Below are 21,378 nucleotides of genomic sequence, written 5' to 3'. Positions count from 1 at the left end.
CATGGACGACCTGGACACCCAATCATCCTATGATTCTATGATGGGTCGCATGACTGGTAAGGAAACCCGGACGTTCGAGTCCGCGACCGTACGCACTTCGGTCACGCCCGGAGCCCCGGGAACCGGGGGCGCCGCGATGCGCGCGTGGACCGTGCGGCTGCTCGTCGTCGGCATCGTGCTGGCCGCGGTGAACCTCCGCCCCGCCATCACCAGTCTGGGCGCGCTGCTCGAGGAGGTCCGCGACGGACTCGGCATGAGCGGCAGCGTGGCCGGGCTGCTCACCTCGGTGCCCCCGCTGTGCTTCGCCGTCTTCGGCGTCACCGCCCCCCGGCTGGCCCGGCGCTTCGGCCCGGGCGCGGTGGTGTGCGCCGGCATGGCCGCCATCGGCGCCGGCCTGCTGATCCGCCCGTTCACGGGGGGCACGGCGAGCTTCCTGGCCGCCACCGCCCTCGCGCTGATGGGCATCGCCGTCAGCAACGTCCTGATGCCGGTCATCGTCAAGCGCTACTTCCCCGACCGGGTCGGCTCCATGACCGGCCTGTACTCGATGGCCCTCGCCATGGGCACCGCGACGGCGGCCGCGGCGACCGTGCCGCTGACCGACGCCGTGGGCGGTGACTGGCGGTCGGGCCTCGCCCTGTGGGCGGCCCTCGCCGCCGCCGCCGTGCTGCCGTGGATCCCGTTCGTACGGGAGCGGACCGCGGCGCCGGCCGAGCGGGCTCCCGGCGAGCACGCACAGGGGGAGACGCCCGAGCGCGGGGAGGCCCCCGCGCCGCGCATCACGCGCAGCCGTACCGCCTGGGCACTGGCCGTCTTCTTCGGGCTCCAGGCGACCGCCGCCTACATCACCATGGGCTGGATGCCGCAGATCTTCCGGGACGCGGGCGTGCCCGCGAGCACGGCCGGACTGCTGCTCGCGGTCACCATGGTGATGGGCGTGCCGCTGGCCTTCGTCATACCGCGCCTCGCCGCGCGGCTGCCCCACCAGGGGCCGATCGTGCTCGCGCTGGGGGTGAGCGGCCTCGCCGGGTACGCCGGCCTGTACCTCGCACCGGCCGCCGGCGCCTGGGCCTGGGCACTGCTGCTGGGCGTCGCCAACTGCGCCTTCCCCCTGGCGCTCACCATGGTCGGGATGCGGGCCAGGACCGGCGCGGGCGTGGCCCAGCTGTCGGCCTTCGCGCAGAGCACCGGCTACCTGATCTCCATCCCGGGACCGCTCCTGGTGGGCGTCCTCTACCAGCACAGCGGCGGCTGGGGACTGCCGGTCGCGCTGATGGCCGGTCTGATGATCCCGCAGACGATCGTGGGCGTCCTGGCGGGCCGCGACCGCACGGTGGAGGAAGAGGCGGCCGCTCGCTGACCCCGCCCGACGGGCGGAGCGCGCACACGTCCCCTCCGACCCCGGAGGCCGCCGTAGGGGCGGAGGGTGCGAGACTTGCCGTATGCCAGTCCTCGACCCGAATCCGCAGAACGGCCAGAAGAAGCTGCTGCTCGTCTTCGGCGCGTTCTTCGCCATCTTCGTCGTCATCGGCGTGGTCGCGACCGTCCTCGCGCCGTGACGGCCCCGCCGCCGTCCCGTCCCGGTGGCCATGGTGGTGCTAGCACCCCCATCCCCTAGGGGGTCAGGCTCAGGGTCAAGTGGGTGGATCACCGGATGGGTTGGGGCCCGAGGGATCCGTACCTTCGAGATGTGACCGCGCGACGCGGGTCACGGACCATGCGAGGAACGGAGGCCCCCATGGCGGCGCGCACGCACACCCGGCCCCACTCGGCCCCCCGGGGCGGCGTCGGCACCAGGCTGCCGTGGTGGGCCCTCGCCCTGCCCGTGCTCGCCTTCGTCACGCTGCTCGCCCTGGTCCTGAACCCCTCCGACGCCCACGCGGCCGCGGGGGAGCCCGCGATCTCCCACCTCGTCGAGCGCGCACAGCAGCTCATAGCCCGCTGAACACCCCGGAAGCGGCCTTCAACTCCCTGCGCCCCATGGCCTGTTTCATGCGAAGCTGGGTCCCATGAGCGTCGCAGAACCCCGCAGGATTGTCCTTTTCCGGCATGCGAAAGCCGACTGGCCCCCGGTGTCCGACCACGAGCGCCCGCTCGCCGAGCGGGGCCGCATGGATGCCGCAGTCGCCGGACGCAAGCTCGCCGACACCGGCATCGCCTTCGACCTGGCTCTCTGCTCCACCGCGGTCCGGACCCGGGAGACCTGGAAGCTCGCGGTCCAGGAGTTCCCGCAGCGGCCGAAAACCGTCTACGAGGAGCGGATCTACGAGGCCTCGCCCGGCGAGCTGATCGCCCTGCTCAACGAAACCCCCGACGACGCGCAGAACGTCCTCCTGGTCGGCCACAACCCGGGCGTCCAGGCACTCGCCGACATCCTGGCCGGCGCAGCCGAGGGCGACGCCCGCGAGCGGATGAGCCGCCGCGGCTACCCGGCCGCCGCCTTCGCCGTCCTGTCCTTCGCGGGCTCCTGGAAATCCCTGGAGCCCGGTGTCGCCACGCTGCTCGACTACTGGGCGCCGACCGAGTGACACACCCGGCACGACAGGGGCCCGGCACCCCGTGGACGCGGGGGAGCCGGGTCCCCGTGCCGTGACCCGGCCCGGACGGCTCAGTCCGCGTCGAGCATGTCGGCGGCCTCGACCTCCTCACGGGTGACGCCCAGCAGATACAGGACCGTGTCGAGGAAGGGGAAGTTCACCGCGGTGTGGGCCGCCTGGCGCACCACCGGCTTGGCGTTGAAGGCGACACCGAGACCCGCCGCGTTGAGCATGTCCAGATCATTGGCACCGTCACCGATCGCCACGGTCTGCGACAGCGGCACCCCCGCCTCGGCCGCGAAGCGGCGCAGCAGCCGGGCCTTGCCCGCCCGGTCCACGATCTCGCCGGTGACCCGGCCGGTCAGCTTCCCGTCGACGATCTCCAGGGTGTTGGCCTGGGCGAAGTCCAGCCCCAGCCGGTCCTTCAGGTCGTCCGTGACCTGGGTGAACCCACCGGACACCACGCCGACTTGATAGCCGAGGCGCTTCAGCGTACGGATCAGGGTGCGGGCGCCCGGCGTCAGCCGCACCTCGCTGCGCACCTTGTCCACCACGGAGGCGTCCAGCCCTTCCAGCAGTGCCACGCGCGCGTGCAGCGACTGCTCGAAGTCCAGCTCTCCGCGCATCGCCGCCGCCGTCACCTCGGCGACCTTGTCCTCACAGCCGGCGTGCGCGGCGAAGAGCTCGATCACCTCGTCCTGGATGAGGGTCGAGTCCACGTCCATGACGACCAGGCGCTGCGCCCTCCGGTGCAGCCCCGCCGCGACCACGGCGACATCGACCCCGAGCATGGCCGCGTCGGTCACCAGCGCGGTGCGCAGCGGTTCCGTCTCCACGCCGGACACGGCGAACTCCACCGCCGTCACCGGGTACTTGGCGAGCCGGAAGATACGGTCGATGTTGCCGCCGGCCCTCGTGATCCGCGCGGCGATCGCCGCCGCCGCCTCCGAGGTGAGGGGGTGGCCCAGCACGGTGACCAGGGAGCGGCCGAGTCCGCGCGGACGGTTGTCGCCGATGCCCGAGATGATCTCCGCCTGCATCTTCATCGACTCCGCCCAGCTGTGGACGGTCGCCCGCAGGTCCCCTTCCAGCCCCTTGGGCGGCTCGGTCACGAGCGCACAGAGCACGATGCGGCCACGGGTGACGACCTGCTCGATGTCGACCACGTCGACCGAGTAGGCGGCGAGGGTGTCGAAGAGGCCGGCCGTGATGCCCGGCCTGTCCTTGCCGAAGATCTTGACCAGGAGAGTGGGGACGTCGGAGGTCTGCGATGCGCTCATGGTGCTCCCACCGTATCCGGCACCCAGTGCCCTGCGCCCCTGAGGTCCGCCTGGCGGACAGCGAACACTGGGCGTCGCCGAGGTGTCCGGGACCTTGCGCCCCGCCTGCCGACAGCCGGGGCCCACGCCGTCCGTGCCGCCCGCCGTCCGTGCCGCACGGCGGCCACCGCATGCGCCGCCCGCTGCCCGCTGTCGCCGTCACCCGTCGTCTGCGCCGCCCGTCGGCCGTCTGCGTCCCCACGGGCTGCCGGCCGCCGTCCGCCCCTACCGCCCGCGTCGCCCACGGGCAGGCCGTTCCCCGTCTGTGCCCGCGCCATCGACCGCTCGCGGTCCGCGTCACCCGCCGTCCGCCGCCCACCGCCCGTCGTCCCCGCCCGTGCCGCCGTCTCCGTCCGGCTCCCGAGGGTCAGCGCCCACCGTCCTCCGGCCTGCGCGGTGCCGGGGGAGGGGGCGGCGGAGGCGGCGGCACCTCGTCCGGCCACAGCGGCGACCGCTCCCCGCCTCGCGCCCCGTCCCCCGGTCCGCGACCCCGTCCGCGACGGGGCGGCCCGACGGGCCCGATCACGGTGGGGGCGCCGTAGACGTCACCGGGTCCGTCCCGGCCACCGGGAGCCGGCGGACCGCCGGACGGCCGTGCGTCCTCGGGCGGCCGCGGCTCCTGCGGCTCCCGCGGCACCCGCAGGTAGGGGTTGGTGTCCGGATTCGGCGGCCGGTACGGGGCGCCCGGTGCGTACGGCCCGGACGGCGCAGCCGTGCGCCGCACCCCGTACCCCTGGTCACCGAAGCCCTCCGCGGACCCCCGGTCCCCGATCCCCTCGGCCCCCTCGGCTCCATCAGCCTCCTCAACCTCCCCGTCACCCCGTGCCAGAGGCGCCGCCCACCGCCCCGCGGCCCCGCTCGTCCAGGCCAGCAGCGCCCCCGCGGCGCCCGCTCCCGCGCCCCACCCGGCCCCCAGCAGGAGCGCCACGCCGAGGTGGCCGCGCAGCTCGATGCCCGCACCGAACGCGTCGAAGCCGAGGACGGACAGCGAGGCGTCCACGGACACCTCCGTCAGCCAGGCCAGCGACGGCAGCGTCAGAGCCGTCGCGACGCCCAGCCTCAGCGCGCACCGCGCCGCGAAGCCGACCGCCCCCGGGGCCTGCGCCGCCGCGCGCCCCACCGGCGTCCGCACCGCCGTCAGCACCCCCGTCAGCAGCATCGCCAGCGCGGCCGCCACCCCCAGCAGCCACACCCGCCCGTCGAGCTCGGCCAGCCGGCCCAGCGTGACGGGCTGGTCGGAGCCGATCCTCAGGAGGTCGTCCACGGGGTCGGGAAGCACCTCCAGCAGAGCCCCGCTCGCCCGCCCGTCCCACGGCACGAACAGACCGACCGGGAGACCGAGCCACACTCCGTTCGGCGCCCCCAGCAGCGCCGCTCCGGCGATCCGCCGGGGATGGCCGTCGCCGATCGCCGCGTACCCCGCCGCGGCGTACCCCGCCGCCACCGCCACCAGCCCCACCGTGACGAGGGCGGACACGGCCGGCCGGACGACCCGGTGCACGGCGTCCCAGCCGCGCGGCAGGGGAGTGCGGCGGGACGCCAGCAGGGCGGCGAGCAGGATGCCGGCCGACCAGCCGAGGCCGCCGAGCAGCGTCGGCGCCGTGTCGACGGTGAACCCGACCGCCGCCTCCGCGTCGACGAGATCACCGATCCGGTCCGGCAGCAGGCCCCCGATGTCGCCGAGATCGCCCAGTCCCGGGATCCCGACCCCGTCACCGCCCCCGCCCGGCAGGTCGTCCAGCCCCAGCGAGCCCCCGTCGATGGTGACGACGTCGTGCCCGGCCCAGGCCAGCCCGCCCGTCATCGCGACGGACAACGCCACCACGGCGCCCGCGCGGGCGAGGAGTTCGGCACCGGAGACCACAACTCCGGCCGCCCGCAGGGACCGCAGGAAGAAGTACGACAGCAGCAGCGCGCCCACCAGGCCCACGCCGAGCGGCGTGATGTCGACGGCCGTGCCGGCCTGCGCTCCCGACAGCCCGAAGGCGGACACGTCGCCGGACGGCGTGACCGAGCCGCCCAGGCCCAGAGCCACCACCGCCGCGGTCATCGGCCCCAGGGAACCCGCCGCGTCCGCGTCCAGCAGGTGCAGCCCCAGTGCGGCGGTCCCCGCCATCCCGATCAACGCCCAGCTCACCGCGGCGACCGCGGACATGACGACATCCGCCCACGGCACGCGCGTACCGTGCTGCGCGACTCCGGCGCTCGTGGCAGCACCCATGGCAGACCCCCCGATCCGCGGCGCGGCGAGGCGGCCGCGCGTGTCCCCCTCGCGTGGTTTACCACTCTCCGGGCCGATTTCAACCCCCGCCGGCGAAAGACCGTGAACGCCTTGGTGCGCGGTCGTGACAAGGCCCGACTTTCGGTCAGAGGGCCGAGCCTGAAATAGTTCCCCCCGATGTTCGACATCCCTAGACTCCCTGCGATGGGGGGAACTCGGGGGACAACTCAGTGGGGCATGGAGTGCCGGAACTCGTACTGGAATCAAACGGACGGACCTGGACGCTCGATCCGTCCAGGTCCTACACCCTCGGACGCGATCCGCAGGGGGACGTCGTGCTGGACGACGCCAGGGTTTCCTGGCGTCACGCCACGATCAGCTTCAACGGCCGCAGTTGGGTCATCGAGGACCACGGCAGCACCAACGGCACGTTCGTGCAGGGACAGCGGATCCACCACCTGGAGTTCAGCTCCGACACGGTGCTGAACCTGGGCAACGCGAACGACGGGCCGCGCGTGACGCTGTCCGGCGCCGGCGCCGGTGCCGCGACCCCGGCCGCCGCACCGCAGGCCCAGCCGCAGCAGCCGTACGCGGCCCAGGGAGCGAACCCCGGCTGGGCCCAGCAGGCACCGCAGCAGCAGCCGCCCGCCGCGCAGGCGGGCTGGCAGCAGCAGGCGGCACCGCAGCCGTCCGCGCCGCACATCCCGCAGCAGCAGGGCGGGCCGGGCGAGCAGTACGCGCAGAAGGCGTCCGGCAGCGGCGCGGGGGCGTCGCCGGTCTACGGCGACCGCAGCCCCACCACGTTCCACCAGTTCTCGCTCGGCCGCGTGATGCGCATCGGCCGTGCCCTGGAGAACGACCTGGTCGTCTCCGACCTCCAGGTGTCCCGCCACCACGCCGAGTTCCACTCCACGCCCGACGGCCGCATGGAGATCCGCGACCTGGGCTCGCACAACGGCACGTACGTCAACGGCCAGCCGATCCCCAAGGGCGGCTCACAGCTGCTCGGCCCCACCGACGTCGTGGGCGTCGGCCACTCGACGTTCCGGATCGTCGGCGACCGGCTCGAGGAGTTCGTCGACACCGGTGAGGTGTCCTTCTCCGCCCGCCACCTGACCGTCACGGTCGACGGCGGCAAGCAGATCCTGAAGGACGTCTCCTTCGGCGTCCCGGAGAAGTCGCTGATCGCGGTCATCGGCCCGTCCGGCTCCGGCAAGTCGACCCTGCTCAAGGCGCTCACCGGCTACCGCCCGGCCAACCAGGGCGAGGTCCTCTACGACAACCGGAACCTCTACAAGCAGTTCGCCGAACTGCGCCAGCGCATCGGTCTGGTCCCGCAGGACGACATCCTGCACAAGGAGCTGACCGTCAAGAAGGCCCTCAAGTACGCGGCCAAGCTCCGCTTCCCGGCCGACACCACGGCCGCCGAGCGCGAGTCCCGCATCGACGAGGTGCTGCGCGAGCTGAAGCTGGACATCCACAAGGACAAGAAGGTCACGTCCCTGTCCGGCGGCCAGCGCAAGCGGGTGTCCGTCGCCCTGGAGCTGCTCACCAAGCCGTCGCTGATCTTCCTGGACGAGCCGACCTCCGGTCTCGACCCGGGCATGGACCGCGACGTCATGCAGCTGCTGCGCGGTCTGGCCGACGACGGCCGCACGGTCCTCGTCGTGACCCACTCGGTGGCCGAGCTGGCGCTGTGCGACAAGCTCCTGGTGATGGCCCCGGGCGGCTCCGTCGCCTACTTCGGCCCGCCCGAGGAGGCGCTGAACTTCTTCGGCTACGACACCTGGGCCGACGTCTTCTCCGCCTTCGAGAACTACCGCGACTACGACTGGGCGGGCCGCTGGAAGGGCTCGCAGCACTACCAGATGTACGCCGCGGACATCGACGCCGTCGCGCCGCAGTCCGTACAGGTCCCGGCGATGCAGGCGATGAAGCCGCCGAAGCCGCAGGGCTGGATGTCGCAGTTCGGCACGCTGGTGCGCCGCTACGTCTCGGTGATCGCCTCGGACAAGGGCTTCCTCGCCCTGATGGTGATCCTGCCGGCCGTCCTCGGCGCGGTCAGCCTGCTCATCGACGCCGACAAGGGCCTGCTGCCCAACCCGGCCAACCCGCAGACCGGCCGGATCATCCCGAACGGCACGGCGACCACGGTCCTGCTGATCCTCGCGGTCGGAGCCTGTTTCGCCGGCGCGGCGAACTCCGTGCGTGAGCTGATCAAGGAGCGGGTCATCTACGAGCGGGAGCGCGCCACCGGCCTGTCCCGCTCGGCCTACCTGATGTCCAAGGTGTTCGTGCTCGGCTTGATCACCGTGCTGCAGGGCCTGATGGTCGGTGTGATCGGCTTCTCCAGCCGGGAGATCCCGGAGGAGGGTCTGGTCCTCGGCGGCGCCGTGCTGGTCGAGCTCTCGCTGCCGATCATGGCGCTGGGCTTCACCTCGATGATGTTCGGCCTGATCATCTCCTCGCTGGTGAAGACCGCGGAGAAGACCATGCCGCTGCTGGTCATGTTCGCGATCATCCAGGTCGTCTTCACCGGCTGCCTGTTCGCCCTGAACGGCGCGGTCGGCGTCAACCAGTTCTCGTTCCTGATGCCGTCGCGCTGGGCGGTGGCCGCCGCGGGCGCCACGCTCGACTTCAACAGGATCAGCCCGCCGGAGGAGGGCGGCGACACCGACCCGCTGTGGGAGCACACCCTCGGCGCCTGGGGCATGGACATGGCCGCCCTGATCGCCCTCGGCGTGATCTGCGGTTTCTTCGTGGCCCGCTTCCTGCGCCGTCACGAGCCCGAGGTCATGCGCAAGTAGTCACCGCCGTACGCCCCGAAGGGCGGCACCCCGTCAGGAGGGTGCCGCCCTTCGGCGTCCGTGTCCGCGAGAAGAGGTCCGCGCCGACCTCAGTACGCGCTGTCGACGTTGTCCATGGTGCCGTACTTGTCCGCCGCGTAGTTGCAGGCGGCGACGATGTTGGCGACCGGGTCGTAGATGTTCTTCGAGGTGCCCGGGACGTGGTACGCCTCGAACGTCGGCGGGATCACCTGCAGCAGACCCTTGGACGGGATGCCGTTCCGGGCGTTGATGTCCCACAGGTTGATGGCCTTCGGGTTGCCGGAGGACTCCCGCATGATGTTGCGGCGGATGCCCTCGTAGGAGCCCGGGATGCCGTGCTTCCTCATGATGGCCAGGGACTCGCGGATCCAGCCGTCCAGGGTGTCGCTGTAGGCCTTCGGGACGGCCTTCCTCGCCTCGGCCTTCAACCTGGCGCGCTCGGCGGCACGGCTGGCGGCCTCCTCGGCCCGGCGCGCCTCCTCGGCCTTCCTCTCCGCGGCGGCAGCGGCGGCCTTCCTCTCGGCGGCGGCCCGTGCCGCGGCCTCCCTCTTCGCCTCGAACCTCGCCTCGATCTTCTCGATCTTCAGCCCGGCGCCGGCCGTCGGGTCGGTGATGTCGGCCCTGACGTTCTTGATCGGCTCGGTGCTGTACGCCACCTTCGCGGCGGGAAGGGCGGTCTCGCTCGTGGTGGCGGTCGTCGACGCGCTGCTCGGCACCGCCGAGAGGCCTATGGCGGCGGCGCCGAGGGCGGCGACACCGGCGGCGGCGATCTTGTGGTGACGGCTCAGGGCACGACCATGACCATGGGTGAGGAAGTGCTTCGACATGCGGAATGGACCTCTTCGAATAGCGCGGAGGTCGCTCAGTGTCCGGTGAAGGACAGGGATATTTCCGGCAAAACGCCGCGAGTGGGACCCGCGGCGCTGAGCGACGGCAGCCATTCTTAGCGGCCGCAAAATAGCGCGGCAAAGATGTGACGTACGAAGCCGGGTAGTGGATCAGGGGGGTTAAATCGGGGCAGAGCGGACTATCCGCCCCGTTCATATGGGGGATATGTCTCTCCTAATCCTCTTCGTACGTGATGTGCGCCCTATGCGCGGCCTCACATCCTTCACTCGAAGGCTTTACCGATAGTTGCTGAAGCAATGCAGCGTGTGAGGGTCCCCCTATGGCAGTACAAGAGGCACGTCCCCGAACTCGTGCCACAGGTAGGTAGCGCCCGCGCAGCGCCTCCTCGTAACCGCGGCCGACCACCGCCCGTCCCGCGACCGCCTTCAGCATCAGCAGGTGCGAGGCCTCCGGTTCGTGCAGTCCGGTCAGCAGTCCGCCCACCACCCGCACCCCGCGCTCCGGCGCCACCACCAGATCGGTCCACCCCGCGCGGGCCCGCGCCGCCCCGTCCGCTCCGGCCGCCGACCCCACCGCCCGCACGGCCGTCGTCCCCACCGCGATCACCCGGCCGCCGGCCGCCCGCACCGCGCCGATCAGCCGACGCCTCCGGCACCGCGAACCGCTCCGGACGCGGCGGCCCGTGCGCCTCCGCCGACCCCACCCCGGCGTGCAGCGTGACCGGCGCGAACCGCACCCCGCGGCTCACCAGCTCCGTCACCGCCCGCGTCGTGAACGGCCGCCCCGCGCTCGGCATCTGCGCACTGCCCGATCCGTCCGGCGACGGCAGCGCGAACACCGTCCGGTACGCCGACAACGGCCGGTCCCGCTCCGTGCAGGCGTACCGGACGGGCCGCCCGTGCTCCCGCAGCACCCCGAGGACGTCCCGCGTCACGCGTGCCCGCCACAGCCGCTCCCCGTGCGCGCTCAGCGGCGCCTCCAGCACCAGCCGCGCGCCCCCGACCAGCCGCACCTCCGTGTCCGCTCTTCTCTTCCCGCCCGCGCGCGTGGTGCCGCGTCCGTCGGGGTCCCGCAGCTCGACCGCCCACCGGCCGTCGTCACCGCGCGTGGAGAGGTGCACCACCACGCGCGCGTGCCCGATCCACCCGTCGACGGCCGCCGGCGTGGGCGAGGTGTCCACCCCCAGCAGGTCCCCGGCCCGCAGCAGCCGCGGCAGCTCCACGAAGGCGTGGTGCGACACCCCCGTGCCCCGGGACACCGGCAGCCGGACCGAGTCCCGGTCGAGCCCGGGCCCGCGCTGCTCGACCGGCACCCGCGCCGACAACTCGTCCGGCACCCGGACGGTCAGGGTCACCGCCCTCCCCGCAGCAGCGCCGGAGCCGCGTAGCGACCGCTCGCCGGCCGCTCGTCCAGCATCCGCAGGAAGGCCGGCACCACGCGGGCGGGCTCCGGCCGAGGACCGTCGTCGTCCGGCACGGCCGCCGCGTACAGGTCCGTCGCCATGTCCCCGGGATCGACCGCCCACACCCGCAGCCCCGGCTCCTCCACGGCCGGCACCGCCGCCAGCTGGTCCAGGGCCGCCTTGGACGCCCCGTACCCGCCCCAGGCCGCGGAGGCCTCGGCGCCGGCGTCCGGACTCACCGCGATCACCGTGCCCGCCCGCGAGGCCCGCAGCAGCGGAAGCGTCTCCTGAACCAGACCCAGCGCCGCCACCAGGTCCACCTCCAGCGCCCCCCGCAGCCCGTCCAGGGGCCGCTCCTCCAGGCGCACCAGCGCCTCGGCGCCCAGCGTGCTCGCGTTGTGCACCAGCAGGTCGACCCCGCCCGGCCACTTCGCCGCCGCCACCAGCTCCGCGCGGTGCCCGGCGTCCGTGACGTCCCCGGGCAGGGCGGCCACGCGCGTACCGTGCGCGGACACCGCCCCGGCCGCCTCCGCCAGGGGGACCGGATCCCGCGCGTCGAGCACCAGATCCCAGCCACGCGCGGCCAGCGCCTCCCCCAGTCCCTTCGAAGCCCCCGTGATGACCGCCACCGGCGTGCCGTGCCCCTTGTCGTGAACGCCGTCCGACCGGCGTGATCACCACGTACGGACACCGCCGCGCGCCCCGCCTCGGACGGGGGGCGCAGACGGCCGGGTCCCTTCGCCTCACCCCGCGCACCCGAGGACCGTGGTCCTAGGACCCGCGGCCCGGGCCGCGGCCGCCGCACGACCGATCCGGCTGTCACCGCCCGCCGGTACCGTGAGGACATGAGCCACGGTCCCCGGTCCGGCCTCGCCGCGGTGAGCTCCGCGTTGCTGGCCATGAGCAGGCACCTCGAGGTGCGCGACGTCCTCAAGACGATCGTCGCCTCGGCCCGCGAGCTGCTCGACGCGCAGTACGCCGCACTCGGCGTGCCCGACGACCACGGCGGGTTCGCCCAGTTCGTGGTCGACGGCGTCAGCGACGAGCAGTGGAAGGCCATCGGCCCCCTCCCGCGCCAGCACGGCATCCTCGCCGCGATGCTGAACGAGGCCACGCCGCAGCGACTCGCCGACGTGCGCCGGGACCCCCGCTTCGAGGGCTGGCCTAGCGCCCACCCCGATCTGGCCGACTTCCTCGGCCTGCCCGTCCGCGACGGCGACGAGGTCATCGGCGCGCTGTTCCTCGCCAACAAGAGGTGTCCCAAACCCGAAGGCACCTGCGGCTTCACCCAGGACGACGAGGAACTGCTCGGGATCCTCGCGCAGCACGCGGCGATCGCCCTCACCAACGCCCGGCTCTACGAACGCAGCCGCGAGCTGACCATCGCCGAGGAACGCTCCCGCCTCGCCCACGAACTCCACGACGCGGTCAGCCAGAAGCTCTTCTCCCTCCGGCTGACGGCCCAGGCCGCGGCCCGCCTCGTGGACCGGGACCCCTCCCGTGCGAAGGGCGAACTCCAGCAGGTCGCCGCCCTGGCCGCCGAGGCCGCCGACGAACTGCGCGCGGCGGTCGTCGAGCTGCGCCCCGCGGCCCTCGACGAGGACGGCCTCGTCGCCACCCTCCGCACCCAGATACAGGTCCTCGACCGCGCCCACACGGCGCGCGTCACCTTCGCCGGCCACGGCGTGCGCGCCCTGCCCGCGGCCCAGGAGGAGGCCGTGCTGCGCGTCGCCCAGGAGGCACTGCACAACGCCCTGCGGCATTCCGGGGCCGACCACGTCGACGTCACCCTCGACCGCCGCGGCGGCGGAGCCGTCCTGCGGGTCACCGACGACGGCATCGGCTTCGACCCGAGGACCGTCCGCCGCGCGGGACGCCATCTGGGCCTGGTCTCCATGCGTGACCGGGCGAGCGGGGTCGGCGGAAGGATGACCGTGGAATCGGCGCCCGGCAAGGGCACCACGATCGAGATGGAGGTCCCCGGTGGCTGACACAATCAAGGTGCTGCTGGTCGACGATCACCAGGTGGTACGCCGGGGCCTGCGCACCTTCCTCGAGGTGCAGGACGACATCGAGGTCGTCGGCGAGGCCGCGGACGGGGCCGAAGGAGTGGCCCTCGCGCAGGAGTTGCAGCCGGACGTCATCCTCATGGACGTCAAGATGCCGGGCACGGACGGCGTGGACGCGCTGCGCCGGCTCCGCGAACTGGACCACTCCGCGCGCGTGCTGATCGTCACCAGCTTCACCGAGCAGCGCACGGTGGTCCCGGCCCTGCGCGCGGGCGCCGCCGGGTACGTGTACAAGGACGTCGACCCCGACGCGCTCGCCGGGGCCATCCGCTCCGTGCACGCCGGGCACGTCCTCCTCCAGGCCGAGGTGGCCGGTGCCCTGCTGGCCCAGGAGGAGACCAACGCGGGCCAGGGGCGCGCCGGCTCGCTCACCGAACGGGAGCGCGAGGTGCTCGGCCTGATAGCGGACGGGCGCTCCAACCGGGAGATCGCCCGCGCCCTGGTGCTGTCCGAGAAGACGGTGAAGACGCACGTCTCGAACATCCTGATGAAACTCGACCTGGCGGACCGCACCCAGGCCGCCCTCTGGGCCGTGCGCCACGGCCTGAGCGGCTGACCCTCGACGCCTCGGACGGTGCGGAAGGTTCCCCTCCTATCCGAGATTCATACTGTCGTGGGAATGTCCCCCGGATGGCCGTATCCCTCGTCGGCGGTCGCCGTTCTCCAGTGCGTGCCGCGGCACCTGCCGCGGCCATCGCAAGGAGGGCTTGGAAAGTGAAGAACCTGAAGAAGGCAGCGGCCGTGACGATGGTGGCCGGCGGCCTGCTCGCCGCCGGCACGGGCATGGCCTCCGCCACCGAGGGCGCGCACGCCGACGGCAAGGCCGTGGGCTCCCCGGGCGTCGTCTCCGGCAACGTCGTCCAGGTCCCGGTCGACATCCCGGTCAACGTGTCCGGCAACAGCGTGAACGTCATCGGCCTGCTGAACCCGGCCTTCGGCAACGTGGCCGTCAACGACTGACGCCCGTCACCGAACCGGTGAAGACCCCCGGCCTCCCGGCCCCCACCCGGGAGGCCGGTCGCACGCCGCCCGGCTGCGGGCGATCGCGCCTCGCTCGGTCCCCCAAGGGGCCTGGGGTACCTCAGGGCGGCACGGGCGGACGGGGGTCCCCTGCTCGAAGCGGCTCGGGGGAGGCACCCCGCGGGCACCGGCCGCGCGCCCCGCCCCGCCTCGGCACCGCCGTCGGCCGCCCCGGCCCAGGGCCGTCACCGCACCCCCCGCTCCCGCTCCTCCACAACGGAGTTGTACGCGGCCACCTGCGCCCGCCGGGCCGTCCGCTCCACCGGCCGCAGCGCGGCGCCCCGCGCCGCCATCTCCGAGGCGCTCACCGCACCCCCGTGCCCACCGGCACCGGCCAGCGCGATCAGCGCCCCCACGCGCTGCGCCAGCTCCAGCACCCGCACCGCCCGCGGCGGATACCCCGGCGCCAGCACCTCACGCCCGTGCTCGGCCCGCGCCCGGTAGGCGTCGATCGCCGCCTCCGCCACCGGCCCCGACCCGGCCACGTCCAGCCGCGTCAGCACCTCCGTCGCCTCCCTCAGCGCCTCCGCCAGCTCCCGCTCGGCCTCACCGAGCGAGGGCACGTCGGCGGGCGGCGCCTCCCGCACCGGCAGGCAGTGCCACACGACCTCCACGTGCACATCACCCTCGGGGCCGGCCTCGTACACCTCCGGCACCAGCCCGAACGCCGCCCCGTGACAGACCACCGCCTCCTCGGCCTCCAGCGCCCGAGCGTTGAACTCCGGCGGCCCGCTCAGCCCCAGCGGATGCCCCGGCGCGGGCAGCGCGACCCGCAGCCCGGTCGCCCCGAGCGCCCGCAGCCGCCCCAGCGCCAGCGTGAGCCCCACGGGCGCGGACTCACCCGGCAGTCCCTCCACCCGGTGCACCGCGTCCTCACCGACGACGGCGAGCACGGCGTCATCCGGCGAGACAAGTCCGGCGAGCAGGGCATTTCCCCAAGCGGCGAGGCGTCCAGAGCGCGGTTCCGAGAGCATGCCCCCAGCCTAGACAGAGCCAAGAACCGGACCGATGGAATGCCCGGCCCGACCGGTGGCGTAGATTTCATGGAGGGCTGCGCCCACGGGTGCGGCGGACCGACCCACAGGCGTACGCGACAGCCGAGACCGGCCACACTGCAAGGGGAGACAAGGCGCTCATGAGCGATGTTCTGGAACTTCAGGACGTATCCGTGGTTCGCGAGGGCCGAGCTCTGGTGGACCAGGTCTCCTGGTCGGTCAAGGAGGGCGAGCGCTGGATCATCCTCGGTCCCAACGGCGCCGGCAAGACCACCCTCCTCAACGTCGCGTCCAGCTACCTCTACCCGAGCAAGGGCACCGCCACCATCCTCGGCGAGACCCTCGGCACGCCCGGCACCGACGTCTTCGAGCTGCGCCCGCGCATCGGCATGGCCGGCATCGCCATGGCCGACAAGCTCCCCAAGCGCCAGACGGTCCTGCAGACCGTGCTCACCGCCGCCTACGGCATGACCGCCGGCTGGCAGGAGGAGTACGAGGACGTCGACGAGCAGCGCGCCCGGGCCTTCCTCGACCGCCTCGGCATGTCCGCGTACCTGGACCGCAGGTTCGGCACCCTCTCCGAGGGGGAGCGCAAGCGCACCCTCATCGCCCGCGCCCTGATGACCGACCCCGAGCTGCTGCTCCTCGACGAGCCCGCCGCCGGCCTCGACCTCGGCGGACGCGAGGACCTCGTGCGCCGTCTCGGCCGCCTCGCCCGCGACCCGATCGCCCCCTCCATGATCATGGTCACGCACCACGTCGAGGAGATCGCCCCGGGCTTCACCCACGTCCTGATGATCCGTCAGGGCAAGGTACTCGCCGCCGGTCCGCTGGAGCTCGAGCTCACCTCCCGCAACCTCTCCCTCTGCTTCGGCCTGCCGCTCGTCGTCGAACGGGTCGGCGACCGCTGGACCGCCCAGGGCCTCCCGATGTCCTGAACCCCTTCCGGCGCTCAAAACCCCGAGCACGAAGGGCCTTTCAAACCGACCGGCGCCCTGTCGACGACCGGGCGCACGGTCCTACCATGACCCCGTGGACTTCGACGCATGGTTGTGGTGGCTGATCGGCGCGGCGGCGCTCGGCATCGGGCTCGTGATCACCGCGATGCCCGAACTCGGCATGCTCGCGGTGGGCGCCGTCGCCGCGGCAGTGGTCTCCGGGATCTTCGGCGGCGGCGCCGTCGCCCAGGTCGTGGTCTTCGCCGTCGTCTCGACCGCCCTCATCGCCGTCGTACGGCCCATCGCGAACAGACACCGCGCACAGCGGCCCCGACTCGCCACCGGTGTGGACGCCCTGAAGGGCAGACAGGCCGTCGTCCTGGAACGCGTCGACGGCTCCGGCGGCCGGATCAAGCTGGCCGGCGAGGTCTGGTCGGCACGCGCCCTCGACGCCGGCCGCACCTACGAAGCAGGCCAGGAAGTGGACGTCGTGGACATCGAGGGAGCCACGGCCATCGTCATGTGACCTCGTGCGACGCAACTGAGCCGAACCACCCCCGAGTTCCGCGACGGTCTGTCAGACTCGACCAGCAAGATCTTCAACAGGCATAGGATCTGCCCAAGGCGCCGAGGCGAAGAAGGGTACGGGGAACCGACGATGCAGCCGATCATCATCGTCCTGATCATCCTGGTGGTGTTGGTCTTCATCGCCCTGATCAAGACGATCCAAGTCATCCCGCAGGCCAGCGCCGCCATCGTCGAGCGCTTCGGTCGCTACACGCGGACACTCAACGCGGGCCTCAACATCGTCGTCCCGTTCATCGACACCATCCGCAACCGCATCGACCTGCGCGAGCAGGTCGTCCCGTTCCCGCCGCAGCCGGTGATCACCCAGGACAACCTGGTCGTCAACATCGACACCGTCATCTACTACCAGGTGACCGACGCGCGGGCCGCCACCTACGAGGTCGCCAGCTACATCCAGGCGATCGAGCAGCTCACCGTCACCACGCTCCGCAACATCATCGGCGGCATGGACCTGGAGCGGACCCTGACCTCCCGCGAGGAGATCAACGCGGCCCTGCGCGGCGTCCTCGACGAGGCCACCGGCAAGTGGGGCATCCGCGTCAACCGCGTCGAGCTCAAGGCCATCGAACCGCCCACCTCCATCCAGGACTCGATGGAGAAGCAGATGCGCGCCGACCGCGACAAGCGCGCCGCCATCCTCCAGGCCGAAGGCGTCCGGCAGTCCGAGATCCTGCGCGCCGAGGGCGAGAAGCAGTCCCAGATCCTCCGTGCCGAAGGTGAGGCCAAGGCCGCGGCCCTCAGGGCCGAGGGCGAGGCCCAGGCCGTCCGCACGGTCTTCGAGGCGATCCACGCCGGCGACCCGGACCAGAAGCTGCTGTCCTACCAGTACCTCCAGATGCTCCCCAAGATCGCCGAGGGCGACGCCAACAAGCTCTGGATCGTCCCCAGCGAGATCGGCGACGCGCTCAAGGGCCTCTCCGGAGCCGTGGGCAACTTTGGAGCCATGGGCGGCGGTTCTGGCGGCAGCGGCGGCTCCGGAGGCGGTGTCCCGGCCCAGGAACGCCGCGAGAAGCCGTCCATCGACTGACGGGACGTCGGCATCGGCAGGACGGCGGGCCCGCTCCCCCGAGGGGAGCGGGCCCGCCGCGTGCGACCCGAACCGGAGCTAGGCCGCGGACCGAGCCAGCCATTCCGGGAGCGCGTCGAAGTCGTCCTGCCCCAGCGCGAGCAGCATCGCGTCCGTCGGCGTCGGCTCGAACGGCTGCCGCAGCAGGGGCATCCCCGCCTCCTCCGGAGTCCGGTTCGCCTTGCGGTGGTTGTCCTCCGCGCACGAGGCCACCGTGTTCAGCCAGGTGTCCCGGCCCCCCTGCGACCGCGGCACCACGTGGTCCACGGTCGTCGCCCGCCGCCCGCAGTACGCGCACCGGTGCCGGTCCCGCACCAGGACACCCCGCCTCGACCACGGCGCTCGTCTTCGGAACGGCACCCTCACGTACTGGCAGAGCCGGATCACCCGGGGCGCCGGTATGTCGACCGCGGCTCCCCGCATCCGCAGCTCGGGGTGGGCCTGCTCGACGACGGCCTTGTCCTGGAGCACCAGAACGACGGCTCGGTTGAGCGTCACCGTCGACAGCGGCTCGAAGCTCGCGTTCAGCACCAGCGTGTCCCGCATACCAGCCCACCTCCCGTGTGCACCGGCCCACCCCTCGGCGGGCTGGGATCAACTCTGGCCGGGCACGCCGGGATGGACAACGCAATATCCGCTGCTCCAGCGGGAGGTGACCCCCGCGACCCCCGACAACGAAAGTGCCCGCCCCTGATCAATTCCAAGACCGGGGACGGGCAAACGTTCCGTGAACGCTCGGAGGCGCCGGACTCGCTCAGGACTCGGCGGGCACCTCGTACTCACCGATCAGCTGGGCGCGCGCGATCGTGTGGAACCGCAGGTTGAAGCCCACCACGGCGGGAGACGCGTCCGCGTCCGGACCGAGCTTCTCCTGGTCCACGGCGTACACCGTGAACACGTACCGGTGCGGCCCGTCGCCGGGCGGCGGCGCGGCGCCACCGAAGTCCTTGGTGCCGTAGTCGTTGCGCGCGTGGACCGCGCCCTCGGGCAACCCCTCGAACGTGCCGCCGCCCGCGCCCGCCGGCAGCTCGGTCACCGAGGCCGGGATGTCGAACACCACCCAGTGCCAGAACCCGCTGCCCGTCGGGGCGTCGGGGTCGTAGCAGGTCACGGCGAAGCTCTTGGTCTCCGGCGGGAAGCCCTCCCAGCGCAGCTGCGGCGAGGTGTTGCCCGCCGCGTGGACCTGAGCGTCCTTGAGCGTCGCCCCCTCCTCGACGTCCTCGCTCGTCACCGTGAACGACGGCACGGGCGGATGGAAGTCGTGGGGGAGCGGCCGCCGCTTGAGCTCGGTCACCTCGGTACCTCCTGATCGTCTACGTCCAGTGGGAACCGAGCCTAGAACCAGTTGCGCTTGCTGCCGACCTCCGACAGCCACTGGTTGAGGTAGGCCGCCCAGTCGGTCCCCTGGTAGTCGTTCAGCCCCACCTTGAAGGACCGGAAGGTGTCGCTGCCCTCGCTGAACAGACCCGGCTTCTTGTCCATCTCCAGCACGACGTCCATCGCCTGCTCGTCGGCCACGAAGCTCAGCTCGACCTGGTTCAGCCCCCGGTACTGCTGCGGCGGGAAGAACTCGATCTCCTGGTAGAACGGCAGCTTCTGCCGGGTGCCCCGGATGTGACCGCGCTCCATGTCCGCGTTCTTGAACCGGAAGCCCAGCTGGACGAACGCGTCCAGGATGGCCTTCTGCGTCGGCAGCGGATGCACGTTGATCGGGTCCAGGTCACCGGAGTCCACGGCCCGCGCGATCGCGAGCTCGGTGGTCACCCCGATGTTCATCCCGCGCAGCGGCTGCCCGTCGATCATCGTGATCGGCGTCTCCCACGGGATCTCCAGCCCGAACTGCACCGCGTGCACCGCACCGGCCTGGAGCTCGAAGGCACCGCCCAGCGACGACTTCGTGAACTCGATGTCCTGCTTGTGCTCCTGGTCGCCGCTCTCCACCTCGACCTTGGCCTGCAGCCCGACCGACAGACCCTCGATCTGCTGGTTCACGGACCCGCCCTGGATCCGCACCTCGCCCTGGACGACCCCGCCCGGCACGACGTTGACCTCGTGCAGCACCGTCTCGACCGAGGCCCCGCCGGCCCCCAGACTCGCCAGCAGCTTCTTGAACGCCATGTCTCTCCCTCTCCGGGCGACCCCCGTGGGCCACACCTGATCCGTCGTCCTGCATCGACTTGCGCGAAGGGACCCTTGATCCTCACAACGCGATCCGGCCGTGGCCGGTTCCGTGCCCTCCCGCCCCGGCAAGCGCGGTGCCCGGTGACCACCCCGTACCACCGCCCGTCTCCAGTACCCTGGGACGGCATGATCGCGACCTCCGACCGTACGCCCCTGCCCAGGAAGTTCTTCGACCGCCCCGTCCTCGAGGTCGCTCCCGACCTCCTCGGCCGGATCCTGGTGCGCAGCACCCCGGACGGTCCGATCGCCCTCCGCCTGACCGAGGTCGAGGCCTACGACGGCCCGAACGACCCCGGCTCGCACGCCTACCGCGGCCGCACGGCCCGCAACGACGTGATGTTCGGTCCGCCCGGCCACGTGTACGTCTACTTCACCTACGGGATGTGGTTCTGCATGAACCTGGTGTGCGGCCCCGAGGACCGGGCGAGCGCGGTCCTGCTGCGCGCCGGCGAGATCATCGAGGGCGCGGAGCTTGCCCGCACCCGTCGACTCTCGGCCCGTAACGACAAGGAACTGGCCAAAGGCCCGGCTCGCCTGGCCACGGCCCTGGACGTCGACCGCGCCCTCAACGGCACGGACGCCTGCACCACCGACGACACCCCGCTCCGCATGCTCACCGGCACCCCCGTGCCCTCCGACCAGGTGCGCAGCGGCCCGCGCACCGGGGTCTCCGGTGACGGAGCCGTCCACCCCTGGCGCTTCTGGGTCGCCGACGACCCGACCGTGAGTCCGTACCGGGCCCACGTCCCGAGGCGCCGGCGAAGTTGACTCGACTTTGGAGGATGCGTAATGTAGTCCGAGCCGCTTGAACCGGGTACGGCGATCGCCTGCAGCCGGAAGCGGCCAACCCACTACCTACGGTCAGCCCTCAGAGGGCTCGGATTCGACGTGTCCGCACGTCTGAATTCGAACCACAGAGCTCGATTATGAACCGAGCGGGGGAATCGGCTAACGTAGTGAATGTCGAAAGGCCGACAGGCGAAAGCCGAAAGCCGACGACAAATCCCGCCGACGGGGAATCGGGTCCGAAAGGATCTGATAGAGTCGGAAGCGCCGGAAAGGGAAACGCGGAAGCGGGAACCTGGAAAGCACCGAGGAAATCGGGTCGGAAAGATCTGATAGAGTCGGAAACACCGAAGGGAAGCGCCCGGAGGAAAGCCCGAGAGGGTGAGTACGAAGGAAGCGTCCGTTCCTTGAGAACTCAACAGCGTGCCAAAAGTCAACGCCAGATATGTTGATACCCCGTCTCTCTGAGACGAGGTTCCTTTGAAAAACACAGCGAGGACGCTGTGTGCGAGGGGACTATTCCTCCTCTCGCACCGCTCTCGTGATGTGTCCGCCCCGATCACGGGGAAGCATTCACGG

General features: G+C 72.0%; 20 protein-coding genes and 1 pseudogene. 12 read left to right on the top strand and 9 right to left on the bottom strand.

All coding sequences use genetic code 11. From position 1 onward, the window contains the following. Window positions 1-37: 37 nt before the first annotated feature. From FHS37_RS00100 to FHS37_RS00090, 4 genes are all read left to right on the top strand, one after another. The gene (locus FHS37_RS00100) at window positions 38-1,360 is read left to right on the top strand and encodes a CynX/NimT family MFS transporter (RefSeq protein ID WP_184816889.1); all 1,323 of its coding nucleotides are present in this window, start codon (window positions 38-40) and stop codon (window positions 1,358-1,360) included. An 82-nt stretch (window positions 1,361-1,442) separates the two neighbouring features. Further along, window positions 1,443-1,559: an SGM_5486 family transporter-associated protein gene (locus tag FHS37_RS40420; RefSeq protein ID WP_268254599.1), complete on the top strand. Its 117-nt coding sequence runs from the start codon at window positions 1,443-1,445 to the stop codon at window positions 1,557-1,559. A gap of 179 nt (window positions 1,560-1,738) precedes the next feature. Then, window positions 1,739-1,945 (top strand): hypothetical protein, encoded by a 207-nt coding sequence (locus FHS37_RS00095; RefSeq protein WP_184816888.1) that lies wholly within the window; start codon window positions 1,739-1,741, stop codon window positions 1,943-1,945. 64 nt (window positions 1,946-2,009) lie between these two features. After that, entirely contained in the window at window positions 2,010-2,528 is a 519-nt protein-coding gene (locus FHS37_RS00090) for a SixA phosphatase family protein (RefSeq protein ID WP_184816887.1), read from the top strand. A gap of 80 nt (window positions 2,529-2,608) precedes the next feature. On the opposite strand, the gene serB is transcribed toward FHS37_RS00090, so the two are convergent. Next, the gene (gene serB / locus FHS37_RS00085) at window positions 2,609-3,817 is read right to left on the bottom strand and encodes a phosphoserine phosphatase SerB (RefSeq protein WP_184816886.1); all 1,209 of its coding nucleotides are present in this window, start codon (window positions 3,815-3,817) and stop codon (window positions 2,609-2,611) included. Between the two features lie 406 nt (window positions 3,818-4,223). Next, window positions 4,224-6,077, bottom strand: a complete 1,854-nt coding sequence (locus FHS37_RS00080) for a streptophobe family protein (RefSeq protein ID WP_184816885.1) — start codon at window positions 6,075-6,077, stop codon at window positions 4,224-4,226. Between the two features lie 242 nt (window positions 6,078-6,319). On the opposite strand from FHS37_RS00080, the gene FHS37_RS00075 reads away from it, so the two are divergent. Continuing rightward, a complete protein-coding gene (locus FHS37_RS00075) occupies window positions 6,320-8,884 on the top strand; it encodes an ABC transporter ATP-binding protein/permease (protein WP_184816884.1) in 2,565 nt (854 codons plus the stop codon). An 89-nt stretch (window positions 8,885-8,973) separates the two neighbouring features. Here the strand turns inward: FHS37_RS00075 and FHS37_RS00070 are convergent, their stop codons facing one another. From FHS37_RS00070 to FHS37_RS00060, 3 genes and pseudogenes are all read right to left on the bottom strand, one after another. Further along, on the bottom strand, window positions 8,974-9,732 hold the full coding sequence (locus tag FHS37_RS00070; protein WP_184816883.1) for a transglycosylase SLT domain-containing protein: 759 nt from the start codon (window positions 9,730-9,732) through the stop codon (window positions 8,974-8,976). A 339-nt stretch (window positions 9,733-10,071) separates the two neighbouring features. Continuing rightward, a pseudogene (locus FHS37_RS00065) lies at window positions 10,072-11,108 on the bottom strand (S-adenosylmethionine:tRNA ribosyltransferase-isomerase). Beyond that, a complete protein-coding gene (locus FHS37_RS00060) occupies window positions 11,105-11,785 on the bottom strand; it encodes an SDR family NAD(P)-dependent oxidoreductase (protein ID WP_184816882.1) in 681 nt (226 codons plus the stop codon). Before FHS37_RS00060 ends, FHS37_RS00065 begins: the two are co-directional and overlap by 4 nt. A gap of 216 nt (window positions 11,786-12,001) precedes the next feature. On the opposite strand from FHS37_RS00060, the gene FHS37_RS00055 reads away from it, so the two are divergent. From FHS37_RS00055 to FHS37_RS00045, 3 genes are all read left to right on the top strand, one after another. Then, window positions 12,002-13,147, top strand: a complete 1,146-nt coding sequence (locus FHS37_RS00055) for a GAF domain-containing sensor histidine kinase (RefSeq protein WP_184816881.1) — start codon at window positions 12,002-12,004, stop codon at window positions 13,145-13,147. Next, window positions 13,140-13,781: a response regulator gene (locus FHS37_RS00050; protein ID WP_184816880.1), complete on the top strand. Its 642-nt coding sequence runs from the start codon at window positions 13,140-13,142 to the stop codon at window positions 13,779-13,781. The genes FHS37_RS00055 and FHS37_RS00050 overlap by 8 nt, the downstream gene beginning before the upstream one ends. Window positions 13,782-13,939: 158 nt before the next feature. Continuing rightward, window positions 13,940-14,185, top strand: coding sequence for a chaplin (locus tag FHS37_RS00045; protein WP_184816879.1), 246 nt, complete (start codon window positions 13,940-13,942; stop codon window positions 14,183-14,185). Between the two features lie 245 nt (window positions 14,186-14,430). Here FHS37_RS00045 and FHS37_RS00040 read toward each other — a convergent pair whose 3' ends face one another. Then, the gene (locus FHS37_RS00040; protein ID WP_184816878.1) at window positions 14,431-15,219 is read right to left on the bottom strand and encodes an Rv1486c family protein; all 789 of its coding nucleotides are present in this window, start codon (window positions 15,217-15,219) and stop codon (window positions 14,431-14,433) included. Window positions 15,220-15,380: 161 nt separating this feature from the next. On the opposite strand from FHS37_RS00040, the gene FHS37_RS00035 reads away from it, so the two are divergent. From FHS37_RS00035 to FHS37_RS00025, 3 genes are all read left to right on the top strand, one after another. Continuing rightward, window positions 15,381-16,178, top strand: a complete 798-nt coding sequence (locus FHS37_RS00035; protein WP_184816877.1) for an ABC transporter ATP-binding protein — start codon at window positions 15,381-15,383, stop codon at window positions 16,176-16,178. Window positions 16,179-16,272: 94 nt separating this feature from the next. Beyond that, on the top strand, window positions 16,273-16,704 hold the full coding sequence (locus FHS37_RS00030; protein WP_184816876.1) for an NfeD family protein: 432 nt from the start codon (window positions 16,273-16,275) through the stop codon (window positions 16,702-16,704). 132 nt (window positions 16,705-16,836) lie between these two features. Then, window positions 16,837-17,793 (top strand): SPFH domain-containing protein, encoded by a 957-nt coding sequence (locus FHS37_RS00025; protein ID WP_184816875.1) that lies wholly within the window; start codon window positions 16,837-16,839, stop codon window positions 17,791-17,793. 78 nt (window positions 17,794-17,871) lie between these two features. Here the strand turns inward: FHS37_RS00025 and FHS37_RS00020 are convergent, their stop codons facing one another. From FHS37_RS00020 to FHS37_RS00010, 3 genes are all read right to left on the bottom strand, one after another. Next, a complete protein-coding gene (locus tag FHS37_RS00020; protein WP_184816874.1) occupies window positions 17,872-18,378 on the bottom strand; it encodes an HNH endonuclease in 507 nt (168 codons plus the stop codon). A 208-nt stretch (window positions 18,379-18,586) separates the two neighbouring features. Then, a complete protein-coding gene (locus FHS37_RS00015) occupies window positions 18,587-19,126 on the bottom strand; it encodes a YbhB/YbcL family Raf kinase inhibitor-like protein (RefSeq protein ID WP_184816873.1) in 540 nt (179 codons plus the stop codon). A gap of 41 nt (window positions 19,127-19,167) precedes the next feature. Further along, the gene (locus FHS37_RS00010; protein WP_184816872.1) at window positions 19,168-19,950 is read right to left on the bottom strand and encodes a sporulation protein; all 783 of its coding nucleotides are present in this window, start codon (window positions 19,948-19,950) and stop codon (window positions 19,168-19,170) included. 189 nt (window positions 19,951-20,139) lie between these two features. Between FHS37_RS00010 and FHS37_RS00005 the strand changes: the two genes are divergently transcribed. Beyond that, window positions 20,140-20,781, top strand: a complete 642-nt coding sequence (locus FHS37_RS00005) for a DNA-3-methyladenine glycosylase (RefSeq protein WP_184816871.1) — start codon at window positions 20,140-20,142, stop codon at window positions 20,779-20,781. The last annotated feature ends 597 nt before the right edge of the window (window positions 20,782-21,378 follow it).

This window comes from Streptomyces griseomycini (assembly GCF_014203535.1).
Lineage (GTDB): Bacteria > Actinomycetota > Actinomycetes > Streptomycetales > Streptomycetaceae > Streptomyces > Streptomyces griseomycini.
The sequence above is the reverse complement of the archived record's forward strand: the minus strand, read 5'-3'. Positions and strand labels throughout refer to the sequence as shown.